This window comes from Lunatimonas salinarum (genome assembly GCF_017811155.1).
Classification (GTDB): domain Bacteria; phylum Bacteroidota; class Bacteroidia; order Cytophagales; family Cyclobacteriaceae; genus Lunatimonas; species Lunatimonas salinarum.
The window spans coordinates 1-14,242 of the sequence record NZ_JACVCV010000032.1 but is presented as its reverse complement, the minus strand read 5'-3'; the positions used below and the strand labels follow the sequence as shown (position 1 = coordinate 14,242).

At 37.4% G+C, this 14,242-nt stretch carries 15 protein-coding genes; 14 read left to right on the top strand and 1 reads right to left on the bottom strand.

Translation table 11 applies throughout. The annotated features are described in order from the left end of the window. The 14 genes from IAQ59_RS21140 to IAQ59_RS21075 form a co-directional block, all read left to right on the top strand. A partial coding sequence (locus tag IAQ59_RS21140; protein ID WP_209332852.1) for a hypothetical protein occupies nt 1-222 on the top strand: 222 nt, incomplete at its 5' end. Between the two features lie 699 nt (nt 223-921). Beyond that, entirely contained in the window at nt 922-1,746 is an 825-nt protein-coding gene (locus IAQ59_RS21135; RefSeq protein ID WP_209332851.1) for a hypothetical protein, read from the top strand. A gap of 170 nt (nt 1,747-1,916) precedes the next feature. Next, nucleotides 1,917-2,672, top strand: a complete 756-nt coding sequence (locus IAQ59_RS21130) for a cytidylyltransferase domain-containing protein (RefSeq protein ID WP_209332850.1) — start codon at nt 1,917-1,919, stop codon at nt 2,670-2,672. Then, nucleotides 2,673-3,716: an N-acetylneuraminate synthase family protein gene (locus IAQ59_RS21125; protein ID WP_209332849.1), complete on the top strand. Its 1,044-nt coding sequence runs from the start codon at nt 2,673-2,675 to the stop codon at nt 3,714-3,716. Further along, complete coding sequence (locus IAQ59_RS21120) at nt 3,713-4,465, top strand: class I SAM-dependent methyltransferase (protein WP_209332848.1); 753 nt, start codon at nt 3,713-3,715, stop codon at nt 4,463-4,465. Before IAQ59_RS21125 ends, IAQ59_RS21120 begins: the two co-directional genes overlap by 4 nt. Further along, nucleotides 4,455-4,946 (top strand): KdsC family phosphatase, encoded by a 492-nt coding sequence (locus IAQ59_RS21115; protein ID WP_209332847.1) that lies wholly within the window; start codon nt 4,455-4,457, stop codon nt 4,944-4,946. Before IAQ59_RS21120 ends, IAQ59_RS21115 begins: the two co-directional genes overlap by 11 nt. Nucleotides 4,947-5,603: 657 nt before the next feature. After that, entirely contained in the window at nt 5,604-6,197 is a 594-nt protein-coding gene (locus tag IAQ59_RS21110) for a glycosyltransferase family protein (protein WP_209332846.1), read from the top strand. Continuing rightward, nucleotides 6,194-7,117, top strand: coding sequence for a glycosyltransferase family 2 protein (locus tag IAQ59_RS21105; protein ID WP_209332845.1), 924 nt, complete (start codon nt 6,194-6,196; stop codon nt 7,115-7,117). Before IAQ59_RS21110 ends, IAQ59_RS21105 begins: the two co-directional genes overlap by 4 nt. After that, nucleotides 7,114-8,466, top strand: coding sequence for a surface carbohydrate biosynthesis protein (locus IAQ59_RS21100; RefSeq protein WP_209332844.1), 1,353 nt, complete (start codon nt 7,114-7,116; stop codon nt 8,464-8,466). The genes IAQ59_RS21105 and IAQ59_RS21100 overlap by 4 nt, the downstream gene beginning before the upstream one ends. Beyond that, a complete protein-coding gene (locus tag IAQ59_RS21095) occupies nt 8,459-9,364 on the top strand; it encodes a glycosyltransferase family 2 protein (protein WP_209332843.1) in 906 nt (301 codons plus the stop codon). Before IAQ59_RS21100 ends, IAQ59_RS21095 begins: the two co-directional genes overlap by 8 nt. Then, the gene (locus tag IAQ59_RS21090) at nt 9,364-10,512 is read left to right on the top strand and encodes a glycosyltransferase family 4 protein (protein WP_209332842.1); all 1,149 of its coding nucleotides are present in this window, start codon (nt 9,364-9,366) and stop codon (nt 10,510-10,512) included. The genes IAQ59_RS21095 and IAQ59_RS21090 overlap by 1 nt, the downstream gene beginning before the upstream one ends. Nucleotides 10,513-10,553: 41 nt before the next feature. Continuing rightward, a complete protein-coding gene (locus IAQ59_RS21085; protein ID WP_209332841.1) occupies nt 10,554-11,711 on the top strand; it encodes a glycosyltransferase family 4 protein in 1,158 nt (385 codons plus the stop codon). Between the two features lie 33 nt (nt 11,712-11,744). Continuing rightward, nucleotides 11,745-12,815, top strand: a complete 1,071-nt coding sequence (locus IAQ59_RS21080) for a glycosyltransferase (RefSeq protein ID WP_209332840.1) — start codon at nt 11,745-11,747, stop codon at nt 12,813-12,815. Between the two features lie 110 nt (nt 12,816-12,925). Next, entirely contained in the window at nt 12,926-13,582 is a 657-nt protein-coding gene (locus IAQ59_RS21075; RefSeq protein WP_209332839.1) for a haloacid dehalogenase-like hydrolase, read from the top strand. A gap of 474 nt (nt 13,583-14,056) precedes the next feature. Here the strand turns inward: IAQ59_RS21075 and IAQ59_RS21070 are convergent. Next, on the bottom strand, nt 14,057-14,242 hold a 186-nt coding region (locus IAQ59_RS21070), incomplete at its 5' end, for a hypothetical protein (RefSeq protein ID WP_209332838.1).

The following is a 14,242-nucleotide window of genomic DNA, read 5'->3' as shown; positions in this document are numbered from 1 at the left end:
TTGCCGCGGCTTGATATCGATTACCAACCTATTCTAAGTATCCGAAAGCAGACTAATTTGTCTATCCAATACCACATATCTACAAGCCTCGCAATGACGGACAAAAACCGTTATCGTCATTGCGAGGAGGGACGACGAAGCAATCTCTCCACGCGTTATCGTCATTGCGAGGAGGGACGACGAAGCAATCTCCTCCACTACATTGAGATTGCTTCGGCTTGAGGCCGCTTATCGTTCCTGAGGTTGCATCGGATTTCAACTTAAAAATGTATTCTATTTTCAGGCATCTCCAAGCCTCGCAATGACGGGGAAAGCGGCAACCCTCGCAATGACGGACACCACCACTCCAAGCCTCGCAGTGACGAGTGAAAACAGCAATCATCATCAAGGCCATTGATGACGCTAATAAACAACTATCCCCTTACATCCCTATCCCTATTATTTGTAGTGATAAACGCCGCACTATTTGCCAAACTTGGGGTGTCTATCGATTCGGATACGGAGCGGTACTTGGCCTATGCGTCGGAAATCAAAGAAAGGGGCCTCTTCTTTAAACCCCACGACTTCTGGTACATTGGATACCCCATATTTATACTTGCTGTAACAAGCATTTGGAGTTCGCTCGGCGCAATAGTACTGGCGCAGGTCCTACTGTCATATGTCGCACTTCATGCGGTATATCGTAGCGGATTACTCCTTTACCACCAAAAAGAGATTAGCTTGGTTGGAGGGCTTATGTTTTTAGGCTTCTTTATGATATCATTTTGGAATTTTTGGATATACTGTGAATCGCTTTTGATTAGCCTTACCTGTATAGGTTTCTACTTACTCATACGTTGGTGGAAAGGACACCGAAATGGATTTTCCACACTGATAACGTTCCTAGTGATCGGATACTCTTTTTTTGTAAAACCCTCCGGAGTGGCATTATTAGCGGGAATCATCTCAGTGATGCTATATTACTTCTGGTGCAAAGTACAAACTACCTTCTACCGAGTAGCCATGTTAGTCTTTACGCTTAGTGTCTTTCTAATACTATTAAACCAAATGCTTTACACATATGGCTTTGTGGCAGCATTTAAAGAAGGGGAAATTATCTACCGTATCACCAATGTGGCTCATAAAGATTATGCGAGGTGGTTATTGATCCAACCACCTCCAGATCTGTATATACCAAATGAGGATCTTCCTGCAATCATTAAAATGGGAGAATTGATGTCGAGAAATCCTATTTACGCCATGCGACTTACTATCACAAAAGCCTTTTTCTTTCTTGCGTATGCGCGGCCTTACTACTCAACCTTGCATAACTTGACTGCATTGGCATTTCTGATACCTGTTTATATCGCCTTTATAAAAAGCCTCAGAAACGAAAAAATTACATTTCCACTCCGCTTGTTTGCGGCAATTTATGTCACAATGAGTATTCTAAGTCCAGCTCTACTGACCGTAAATTGGAATAGCCGCTTTCTAGTTGTCATGCTACCAGTTGTATTGGTTATGTCGGCAGGACCAATTTATAACTGGATAACTAAATATAGGCGAATGATCATATCACTAACAACCAAACTTCAATTAGTTCAGAAAATTCCAAGACTTTTAGATAGCATACGGACTGGGAGAAACAGAGAAAAAAGAACCAATCTACCTAGTCAACATGTCGTCCCCTACCGTGAGGTTTTACAGACAGATCGGCATTTTTCCGAAAGACAGCCAAGAGTCCTCAAGCCTAAAACTGGATATTGAGATTTACAAGCACTATACCGCTCCATTCTGGCTTATATTTACCGGACTACACGAACCGAATTTTGACGAAACCAAACGGCAACTGGAGGCTAGCGGTGCAACGGTTCTAGACCAGTATTGTTTGATGGGGGGATGTGGGTATAGGCTGAGTTATTCAATAGGAGAAACACATGAACATAAGTGAACCGACGTTTATAATCCAGGCACGAAATGGGTCGACTCGCTTACCCAATAAGGTAACCGCGAAATTCTATAAAGAAAAATCCATTCTTGAAACCCTAATAATACGGCTGGTAGAGGAATTCCCTGAAAACCGGCTAATTGTCGCTACCTCAACAAACCCACTGGACGATCAAATCGAGCAGCAAATGTCAAATTACCCTGTCCGGATATTTCGTGGTGACGAACAAAACGTGTTAAGACGTTTCATAGATGCAGCTGACAAATTTTTAGCCGATAAAATTATCCGGGTATGTGCAGATAATCCATTTTTAGATTTAGAGCTAGCAAAAAACCTAATCGCGGAATTTGCAGAGGGGATTGACTACTTAACCTATAAAATAAGTGACCTACCTTCGATGAAAACGGCCTTTGGTTTCTTTGTGGAAGTAACCACCGTAGATACTTTAAAAAAAGTGGGAAAGTTAACTTCAGAGCTGCTTTACACCGAACACGTCACCAATTACATTTATGCAAATCCGACTATATTCAACTTAAAATTCTTAGAAGCGCCAAACATCATCTCGGAGGAAAACTGGGTTAGGTTCACCGTCGATACACAAAATGATTTTGAACTCGCCAAGGAAGCCTACACTAGTCTGATGTCAAAAAACGAACCTATAACCTATCAGTCATGCATTCATTGGGCAATAAAACATGCCAAAAAGCACCAAATGATCCAAGAAACATTAAAGTATAAAAAATAAATGAACGAGGTTTATTTAATAGGTGAAATCGGCCAAAACCACAACGGTTCGGTGGATATCGCCAAGTTAATCATTGATAGTGCCGCAAGGGAGGTAGAAGAGCCACTTTTTAACTTGAAACTAAAGGGTATGAACGCGGTAAAACTGACAAAACGGGACTTAAATTACGAGCTAACCACGTCAGAAATGAACCGGCTTTACAATTCCCCTCATTCATTTGGAAAAACCTATGGAGATCATAGACGGTTTCTGGAACTGGACAATGCCCAGCATTATGACCTATACCAATACGCAAAATCAAAGGGACTGGAATTTGTAGAAACGCTTTGTGCTATATCATGCCTAGAAATTCTAAATTATTTTGTTCCCGATTATTTAAAGGTAGCTTCAAGGGACCTTACAAATGAACCACTATTAGAAGAAATGGCAAAGACTGAAATACCTATCATTCTTTCCACAGGTATGGGAGGAAAAAAAGAACTTGATCAGGCATTAACCATCATAACCAAATACCATGAAAAAATCGGCGTACTCCACTGCGTTAGTCAGTACCCTACCGAACCGAAAAATGTAAACTTAAATACCATCCGATACCTAATGGCAAATTATGGTAAATACACCATAGGATATTCAGATCATACCATTGGTATATCGGCCCCCATTGCTGCCGCTGCTATGGGGGCTAGAATAATCGAAAAACATATTACATTAGATCGGCGAATGAAAGGTACCGATCAAGCCGGATCTTTGGGGCCAGACGGATTGAATCGGATGGTGCGTGACATTAGACTTTTAGAGCAATCTTTCGGACAAACAGAAATTTTCATTTCAGAAGGAGCAAAGGAAGCGAAAACTAAACTAGAAAGATCCCTCGCATGGAACGGATATTATAAAAAAGGAGAGATAGTAACCGAAAATATGCTTTGCATGTTAAGCCCTGGTACAGGCCTCGCTTGGAACCAAAGGCACAAAATTATCGGCAAAGCATTGCAAACAGACGTAATAAAAAACGAAATATTGAACGAAAGACAAGTGGGCTCATGATACTGAAAACTTTAGCATCGGAAACTGAAAAAGAAAACAGAAAACAACTAACCAAACTGTCCATTGAAAGTCCAATCCCCCAAAACGAAAAAATAAGCCAAACCGCAGTCTTTTTAAAAAGACAGGAATTGACAAAAATCCTCTTTCTAAACGAATTATATCAAAAAGTAGGAAAGATCCATGGAGTGATTATTGAATTTGGATGCCGGTGGGGCCAAAACCTGGTGACGCTAACCAACCTAAGAGGCATTCATGAGCCTTACAACTATAACCGAAAAATAATCGGATTTGATACGTTCGAAGGATTCCCAAACACGGATAAAAAGGACGGTACAAATTCATATATCCAAAAAGGGGCATTTGGAGTAACGGAGGGATATGATCAATACATTAAAAGCCTATTACAATGCCACGAAAACGAAAGCCCTTTGCCTCATATTAAAAAAACAGAAATCATAAAAGGTGACGCATCGATAGAACTGAAAAAATACCTTGAGCGCAATCCACAAACAGTTATAGCGATGGCATACTTCGACTTCGATCTGTACGAACCCACAAAAAAATGCCTAGAATTAATTCAGCCGCATTTAGTCCGCGGGAGCATAATCGCCTTTGATGAGTTAAATGATCCAGGATTTCCCGGGGAAACTATAGCAGTAATGGAAACCTTAGGTTTAGCGAACATTTCACTGAAAAGGAACAAGTACGCAGCAATGCAAAGCTACATTGAATACAAAAATGGAAATTAAACTAGTATTGACGGATATAGACGGAGTTTGGACTGACGGCGGAATGTATTACGATCAGACCGGCAACGAATGGAAAAAATTTCACACTTATGATAGTGCTGGCGTGATGTGGTGTAAAAAATTAAACATTCCTGTTGGTATTATAACTGGCGAAACTACTGAGATAGTGGAAAGAAGAGCTAAGAAATTACAAATAGACTATTTATTTCAGGGAGTAAATGATAAAAAGGAAGTCGCATCTAAGCTTTGTCAAACTTTGGGCATATCCTTATCCGAAGTTGCCTATATTGGAGATGACATCAATGATATTTCCCTATTGGAGAAAGTAGGGTTCTCAGCATGTCCGAGTTCCGCTCCAACCTACATTCAAAAAATAGTAGATAAAGTAATGGATAAAAAAGGAGGCGAAGGAGTTTTCAGAGAGTTTGTTGAGAAAATAATATTGAAAGATGTGAATCCAGAAATGGCATTCGAGCTATAAGTCTTAGGCTACATGTTTAAACAAGAAAGAGAACTATTCCATTTGTACATCAGAGGAGACAGAAATAAACTAAAAAGTGTATCCGATCATTTATCATTTTACAAGTCTTTTTTAGAAGGTGCTTTATGGGATCTATTGCGTAGTTTTAGAATAAATAGAAACAAGAATTATCGAAAACCATATCTTAAAAATAAAATTATTATTCATGCTGACACAATCAACAACTTCAGGACATTAAGCTTTCTTTTACAAAGATATCCTAATGCAATTCTGACATGTATAGGTGGTTATGTAGCAACTCTCGAGTACGCGATCAACTTAAGATATGGTTATAGTTCTTATCCGAATTTTACGAAATATATTTTCTTGATATTCCTCTATTTCCACCCTAAGTATGGGTCAAAAATGATAGACCTAATAAAGTTAGACTATTTTTATCTAGAATTTTATAAATTCTTACTTCATAACAATCAGCCTCGGGCAATTTTCATCTCCAATGACCACACTCCATCTTCAAGAGGCTTTGCCCTAATCGCCAAAGAAACTAAAATAAAAACGATTTATTTGCAACATGCTTGCATTACGAATATTTTCCCCCCTTTAATATTCGATTGTTCGTTTCTGTATGGAGCCCATTCTAAATCTATATACGAAACAATGGGAAAAATTGACGGTCAAATATATGCTGTCGGAAATCCCGCATTTGACAAATGGATCGAGGCGATCACAAAAAAAAGGCGGTCATATAAAATTGGATTGGCTTACAATACATTAGATCACTTGGATGACGTAGATTACCTAATTAGAACACTTGAAAAAAAAATCGAAGGATACGAGATCTGTCTTCGACCTCATCCTGCTGACGGAAGGGTGATACATTTTTATGGAAAATTCACAATATCAAATTCCAAAACCCAATCTAGCAATTCTTTCTTAAAAGAGATAGATATAGTCATTGCGGGAAATACATCCTTATTATTAGAGGCCGCTTGTATGAATGTATTGCCATTACAGTACGACTTTTCGAATTATGACTCCTACTTGCAGGATTATTATGGCTTTATCAGAAACGGACTGACAATACATTGCAAAAGCATAGAGGAAATAATCGATAACATTAAGGGTTTTGATAACATGAAAAGTGAAAATATTCGGAGTAGGGCTAAAGGCTACGATGCCTCTATCGCTTCTGATTATGAGTTTCAGGTTAAAGAAAAAATATTTTCCATACTGGATAAACAACTTATATGATTTCAATTTCTATTGTCATACCAACATATAACCGAGCCCATGTACTCTCTCGTGCAATTGACAGCGTTCTATCACAAACTTATTCTAATTGGGAATTGTTAATTGTGGACGATGGATCAAGTGACAACACGGAGGTACTTGTAGCTGATTATATAAAAAAAGACGCTCGTATCAAATATTTCAAAAGGCCTGAAGATCGTCTTAGAGGAGGTAATGCTTGTAGAAATATTGGAGCAGAGCGTGCGGCAGGAAAGTATGTTGCCTACCTAGACTCTGATGATTATTGGAAGGAGACCCGTTTGGTTGAATGTGTTAAGTTTATTGAGAAGGAGCAACCAGATTGCTTTTATAGTGGCATTACATCCTATAATAATTATCGTTATGAGGAAGTGAAGTCGAGAGCGATTCAAATAGATGAAACCGCCTTAGATTTTTTAGTAAACTGGGATACTACTGCTTTACCTTCAACCTATTTATTAAAAAAGGAGATCTTATCTGATATCATATGGGATGAAACATTACTAAGACACCAAGATTGGGATTTTTTTATCAGAATATCAAAAAAGAATACATGGAAATATTTTGAAAACCATGACGTATATTATGTTAAGGAAAGAAAGAAATTCAAATACATTGATATCCTATCTTGTTTAAAGGTTTATAATAAATATAAAAACGAACTAACAAACAAAAAGAAAGCAAATAAATACTTAAGGCTGATGATGGAGTATTGCTCTAAATCTTTTACCCATATAAAATATGTTAAAAAATATAATGAGCTCCTAATTGAAAACAATTATACATTTACAATAAGAGATCTATTTCAAATAAAATATCCATACTTATTTTTCATACTTTTTAAAATAAAAAGACAGTTAATTGATCCAATTAAAATGGTATTTCAAAAAACTAATGTATGAACATTCTTCTTCCCATAGAAACAATTAACCGAGAAATGGATTATAAACTCATGTTAGGAAGCAGATTGAGTGGTCACGGCCATAAGATATATATTGGCCAGCATGATTTCTTAATGTCACTTCTCCTGCACATGGAGGGCGGATTGTATATAGGCAAAAATATATTTCACAAAACGTCCAGTGAAGAAGACGGAAGTCGCTACTATCAACTAAAAAACAAGGGATTTGATATTATTTATTTGCATGAGGAAGGAGGGGTGTTTCCCGGGGATCAAAATCAATGGAGGAAGACCCTTGAGTCTCAATATAACCCTGCCATTTTTGATGACAAAGACAGACTATGTGTTTGGGGCGAATTCCAGAAGGAATTTGACCAAGCAAGAAGCAAAAAAGTACCGATACACGTAGTGGGGCATCCTCGATTCGACCTTTACAAACCCCAGTTTAAAACCTTTTACCAAGAAGAAGTTGAGAATTTACAGGGAAAATACAGCAACTATATTCTTATTAATGGCAACTATAGTTGGGCAAACCATGGAAGGGGACTTCAAAACACGTTTCCCGAGTCCATCAATTCAGTGGATCTTGAAGCACGTTTAATGCGGGTACATTATTTTCAATATTTCACCAGTCAAATGGTGGCAATGGTAGAACTGACCCATATTTTGGCAGTAAAATTTCCAGATTTAAACTTCATCTACAGGCCCCATCCTTCAGAAAATCACCAATACTATAAAACCGTATTCAATGGGGTATCAAATATCATTGTAAACCATGAAGGGCCAGTAAACCCTTGGATTTTAGGAGCAAAGGCCTTAATCCATGACGGTTGCACTACTGCGATTGAAGCCACCATAGCGGAAATTCCCGTAATCAATTATAAACCCATTTTTGACCCCAAATGTGACATTTGGTTGGCCAATACCATGGGAGTAAAGGCAACCACCCTCAAAGAAGTCATAGCATTGATTGAAAGTTTAGAAGTTTCTAAGAAGACGGATTTCAAAGTACTCAATCTATTACCTAAAAGACTACTCTTTAATTTACAGGGGGATAGTTTTTCAGCCTTTAATTCTGTTATTCAGGAGAAAATAGAACAAAAAAATTTAGATCATTTCAAATCTCCAAGTAGGAAGTTTATCCAGTATAAATTTGCTAAAATTGCAGCTAAAGTATGGGCACAGAAAATCTTGCAACCTCAGAAATCCATAGGCCTCCAATACCATGCGACCAAGTTTTACGGTTTTAACCAAAGGGTAATAATCTCCAAAATAGCTCGGACAGAAAAGCTGTATCAAAAAAATATTTCATGGTATTATCATAACCAAAATTTAATCACAATTGAATAATAATAAACCTCTAGTTTCAGTGATAATTCCAACCTATCAAAGGTCAGATTTTTTAGCACGTGCTATTCGATCTGTTTTAAGTCAATCGTATACGAATATTGAAATTATAGTAGTTGATGATAACCAAGGTGAGGACTCATTCCGCTTGGCTACAAAGCAAAAAATAAAAGATTTTTCACATCGGATAAAATATATAGAACATAAAAAAAACATGGGGGTCGTTCAAGCTCGAAATACGGGTATCTTGAATGCAAATGGAGATTATATTTCATTTTTAGATGATGATGACGAATGGATGTCCTCGAAACTAGAAACGCAACTAAAACTATTTGATCAGCTACCTAGTAGTTATGGCTTAGTATATTGCGGATATAATGCCGTTGACAAAGATACAGAAACTAAGCGTGTATTCAAGCCTAAATACAGAGGAGATTTAACTAACATATTAGGAATTAACCACATAGGTTCTCCATCAGTAGTTTTGTGTAAAAGAGAGTATGTAACAAATGTAAATGGCTTTAATGAAAAAATTATTTACAGAGAAGATCTAGATTTTTACTATAGACTATCTAAAATATGTTATTTCGATTTCGTACCATCTCCTTTAGTTAATTACCACATCCACAGTGGATCGGAAAGTAAGAATAATGCAATTCGTCTAATAGGGATGTTAGGTTTTATAAAAATTTATTCAAATGAGTTAAAGACTAGTAAGATAAGATGGAGTGAAATTATGGAAAGACTAGGAGAACTTTACTTACTTAATAATCAAAAATTGAAATCCCTTAAGTCATTTTCCGAGGCGTTTCTAAATAGGCCATTACGACTTAAAATTCTAGCCAAATTACTACTAAGCATTTTAGGCTCATCTAATTATATAAAAATTAAAAGGCTATAATGACTAAAATCGTTTTTATGGGTATTCCCTCTATATCGGGAAATTATACACATTTTAAATATTTAAGGAATAATATTAAGCATTCCCAATTTTATCTCTTATCCCTTGGTAATATACCGAATGTAGAATTAAAAGACGAGGATTATGTTAATCTAGGAAGTCATCTAGACAGAAAGAAACAGCAAAAAGAACTGAGCCAACTGTTTTTAGATTTCTGCGCAGAAAAGGAAGTGGATGTAGTTATCCCCATGAATTCAGGGATTGTAGCAAGTTGTATCCCGCTATTAAAGAACGCAAAGGTAATTCAAATTGTGAATAGTAATACACCAAGAGTTTACCACTATGTCACCTCACTTTTAGAATACTCGTCAAAGATTATTTGTATATCCCAGCGGCAGCAAAATGAATTGATTCGTCTTATGTCCAAAGATAGTTTTGAAGACAAAATAACTCTAATTCCTCACGGAGTTTCTGACCATCCAATACCAACTGTAAGTGCTCATCAACTGCCTTTGACTATCGGATTCCTAGGAAGAATTCATAATGGCCATAAGGGAGTGTTCAAAATTCCTAGTATCTTATCATATTTATCTATTCCATACCAATTTGAAATCGTTGGCGATGGTCAGGATAAAAAAAAATGGCTACAGGATCTACAATCAAAAAATATTTCTTTTACCTTCCACGGCTTTATTCCTCAAGATAAAATTCATCAGATAATTAATAAATGGGACATTCTTTTATTTCCTTCGCAAGTGGAAGGCTTCCCGCTGACATTAATTGAGGCCATGTCGAACGGGGTAGTTCCATTGGCCAACCATCTTGCTGGCATTACAGATTTTATCATTACCTCCGGAAAAGATGGTTTTGTGATAAGAAAAAATAGAATCAGTGATTTTATCAGCCGGATTGAGCAATTGGATGGAGATAGAGAGCTACTTTGTCGGATGAAGCAGGCCGCAAGGGAAACAGTTCAGCAAAGATTTGAACTGTCCGATATCATTAAGCAATATCAGCAGGTATTCGAGAAAGTGTTAGAAGCCAAAAAGCCCGGAAGAATCAAGGACTTTTCTGAATGGCGGCCTTTTGTAGAATACAAACCATCTATTTTACGGCGAATATCTAATAGAATAAAAATACACCAATAACCCGTTAATTTAAAATTTAATTATTTATTTTAATTCTGTCCATGAAAAATTTACTTGTCACCGTGTCACCACATGTAAGTGGACCATACACATTTTTCATTACCCTCAAAAACGGTATGAAGAAATATGGTTGGAACGTCATGGGCCTAAATTTAACTGATAAAACTGAGGCTGACGGATTTATAGCTATATCACCTAGTGAACAAGATGTAATAAATGACGAGTTAGCACTTTTACTTAGTAAGTATCATATTGATGTTTTTTTACCAATCTCTTATATTGAATTTCATATTGCTGCTCGTCATATAAAAACTCATACTAAAATCATTAAAGTATCCATGGTTTTAAATTATGATATATTATTGATTAATAGAGACTATACAGATATGTTTGTTGTTACTACTCCTAGACAATATTCTGATTTAATTAATCTTGGCATAGAAAGCAATAAATTACAAATTATTCCTTTCTCAACCTATTTATATGGCACAAAAACAAACAAGAACGAATCTGTTAAGCTTGGCTTTATTGGGCGGATATCCCATCCGAGAAAAGGAGTCCTCTTTATTCCTAGGATCTTTTCTTCTATTAGAAAAAAACAGAAAAATGTAAAGCTTAAATATCTGGGAGGGGGTCAAGATCTGAATGCCTTGAAGATGATGCATTTTTTTGACAGGCTGGCAAATAGGGTGGAGTTTACCGGGATGTTCCAAATTGAAGATATCCCCCGATTGGCTTCAGATATTGATATCTTTTTAATGCCATCTAAGTCTGAAGGCTTTGGTATTGTCTTAATAGAAGCTATGTCGATGGGTATAGTGCCTATTGTTTCCAGAATTGAAGGGGTTACGGATTGGATTGTAGAGGATGGGCTTTCGGGCTTTGTGGTAGACCGAAACGAAAAGACCTTTGTGGAGAAAGCGCTGTACCTTATTGAAAACCCTAAGAAAAGAAAGGCCATGGCCAAACAGGCGAGACAACGAGTCGTTGAGATGTTTACGGTTGAAATTGTAAGTGAAAGATATGCAGAGCTTTTGGAAAAAGTATTAGATCTCCCCGATATTAATACCAGTAATTTGACTCCCGAGAAAATAGAACCTCTCAAAACACCAAAAGCTAAGAAGAAGAAAATGAGCTTCATCCCGGATTTTGTAAAAAATATCTATAAGGTAATCAACATTAAAAGAACTAGGTTTTAATTATTTTTGTTTGCAGCCTTTTACATTAAACTTATGATCATATTCTACCTCCCCAACCTCCGTCCTGGAGGTGCAGAAAGGGTAATGATCACCCTAGCCAACGAATACCACGCACAAGGAATAGATATTTTGTTTGTTGTAAATAACAATGAAGGACCATTTATTCACATCCTCAATAAGAATATTAAAATTATTTCTTTCAATACAAAGAGTAAGTTCCTTTGTTTATTCCGCCTGATCAATTTATGTAAAAGAATAAGACCAAACGTAATTATAGCTACATTAGGTGCATCTGTAACATCTTCATTAATAAATATTTTTTTACCAAAAAAAATAAAGATTATAAACCGATTAGGAAATACAGTAGGCGAAGAAATTAAATCTCTAGGAACTCTTTCTCAATTTAAGTACAAAACAGCTATTAATCTGATTGCCTTCTTAAGTGACAAAATAATATTTCAAAGCAATTTAATGAAGGAAGATTTTTTCAAAAATGTCATTACACAACCTAAAACAATAAAAATAATATACAACCCGATTGACCATCAATTAATAAACTTAAAAGCTAAAGAAAAATGCGAAAAATACACCTTCATTGCGGTAGGAAGGTTAGCTGTTCAAAAAGACTATAAAACTATGATCCTAGCGATTAACGAAGTTGCAAAATTTGACCAAAACATTACTCTTGGCATCATCGGACAGGGCATTCTTGAGCAGCAGTTAAAAGAAATTGTAAAGGAATTAAATCTACAAAAGAATATCAAATTTTTAGGTTATCGTTCGAATCCCTATTGCTACATACGCCAAGCGAAATTTCTTTTGTCAACATCAATATACGAAGGATTTCCAAACGTAGTCATTGAATCACTTCTGTTAAACACACCAGTAATACTTTCTGATTGCCCCAGTGGGATAAAAGAATTCTTTAGAAATAATTACCATGGATTATTTGCACAGACAGGTAATTATAAATCTTTCTCTGATAAAATAATATCAGCTATCAAAGATTATAATAAATTTGAAAAATTTGACTATTCTAAAGAGATAGTCGATCAATTCGATGTAAAAAAAATAACCGAAGAATACAAAATATTTGCGAGATAATTAACAAAATATTTCGCCGAAAATTTTTAATAATATACTATATTAATATTAAATATACGAAGCCAAAAAATTGATAAATTAAGACTGGTACCTCACTTTATTCTGTAGGAATGACTACTTTACCCTATGTGTTTGACGTCTGTGGCACCCTCTACCACTCCAACACTACCTACGATTTTCTGCTTTACTACTTCCGACGGCACGATGGTCGGAAATACCGTATCCTAAGGTTGGGCCTTTCCCTGCCGATAAAAGTACTCGTCGTCGTCAGCTCCAAAATCGGCTGGAAATGGGACCTTAGAAAGCACCTGATCGGTCTACTATCTGGCGAACCGGAAGCCAAGTTAAGGGCTGTAGCAACGCATTTTGTGGCCAATTGGCTCACCGGCCGGGAGATCGACGACGTACACACCCTATTGCAGCAGGCAAAAGCACAGGGCCACCCCGTTACCTTGGCCAGCGGATCCCTAGCTCCGGTGATCCAAGCCATAGCCGACAGGCTGAAAGTGGATGACTTCCACGCCAGTACCTTGGAAACGGACGCGTATGGAGTGCTTACCGGTAAGTACCTGTCCGACATCAAAGGCTGCAAGGAGCAGGCACTTGGCCTAAAAGATCACACTTACATTCTCGCAACGGATAACCTGGACGACCTTCCGCTTATCCAAAAAGCGCTAAAAGCCTACATCGTCACAAAGCGTAAAAACCTGAATAACTGGAAGAAAAGGCTTTCCGGTTTGGATGTAGCGTATGTGGTTGTCAAGTAATCAACCGTCCTCGTCATTGCGAGGAGGGGCAGCCTGTCCCGACGCGTCGGGAACGAAGCAATCTCCTCCACTACAATGAGATTGCTTCGGCTTGATTTCGCTGACCGATCCATTCTAAGCATCCGAAAAAAGTCTAATTTGTCTATCCAATACCACGTATCTCCAAGCCTCGCAATGACGTACGAAAAAAAACGACCTCGTCATTGCGAGGAAGAATGACGAAGCAATCTCTCCAACTACAATAGGATTGCCACGGCTTGATATCGATTCATTCTCCGATATATACTTGCAAACCGTAGATTACTTAACATACTATCTTCGGCCCTCTCCAAGCCTCGCAATGACGTACGAAAACCGACCTCGTCATTGCGAGGAGGGACGACGAAGCAATCTCCTCCACTACAATGAGATTGCTTCGGCTTGAGGTCACTTACCTCTCCTGAACTTTCATCGGTGTTCAACCTAAAAAGGTATTTAATTCTCGGGAATCTCCAAGCCTCGCAATGACGGAGAAAAACCGGCCTCGTCATTGCGAGGAGGGACGACGAAGCAATCTCCTCCACTACAATGAGATTGCTTCGGCTTGAGGTCACTTACCTCTCCTGAACTTTCATCGGTGTTCAACCTAAAAAGGTATTTAATTCTCGGGAATCTCCAAGC

Bases quoted from the DNA above. Each gene is read 5' to 3' on its own strand.
- IAQ59_RS21110 (WP_209332846.1), top strand. From the start codon at position 5,604: ATGGGAAAAATTGACGGTCAAATATATGCTGTCGGAAATCCCGCATTT.
- IAQ59_RS21100 (WP_209332844.1), top strand. From the start codon at position 7,114: ATGAACATTCTTCTTCCCATAGAAACAATTAACCGAGAAATGGATTAT.
- IAQ59_RS21120 (WP_209332848.1), top strand. From the start codon at position 3,713: ATGATACTGAAAACTTTAGCATCGGAAACTGAAAAAGAAAACAGAAAA.
- IAQ59_RS21085 (WP_209332841.1), top strand. From the start codon at position 10,554: ATGAAAAATTTACTTGTCACCGTGTCACCACATGTAAGTGGACCATAC.
- IAQ59_RS21115 (WP_209332847.1), top strand. From the start codon at position 4,455: ATGGAAATTAAACTAGTATTGACGGATATAGACGGAGTTTGGACTGAC.
- IAQ59_RS21080 (WP_209332840.1), top strand. From the start codon at position 11,745: ATGATCATATTCTACCTCCCCAACCTCCGTCCTGGAGGTGCAGAAAGG.
- IAQ59_RS21075 (WP_209332839.1), top strand. From the start codon at position 12,926: ATGACTACTTTACCCTATGTGTTTGACGTCTGTGGCACCCTCTACCAC.
- IAQ59_RS21090 (WP_209332842.1), top strand. From the start codon at position 9,364: ATGACTAAAATCGTTTTTATGGGTATTCCCTCTATATCGGGAAATTAT.
- IAQ59_RS21125 (WP_209332849.1), top strand. From the start codon at position 2,673: ATGAACGAGGTTTATTTAATAGGTGAAATCGGCCAAAACCACAACGGT.
- IAQ59_RS21105 (WP_209332845.1), top strand. From the start codon at position 6,194: ATGATTTCAATTTCTATTGTCATACCAACATATAACCGAGCCCATGTA.
- IAQ59_RS21130 (WP_209332850.1), top strand. From the start codon at position 1,917: ATGAACATAAGTGAACCGACGTTTATAATCCAGGCACGAAATGGGTCG.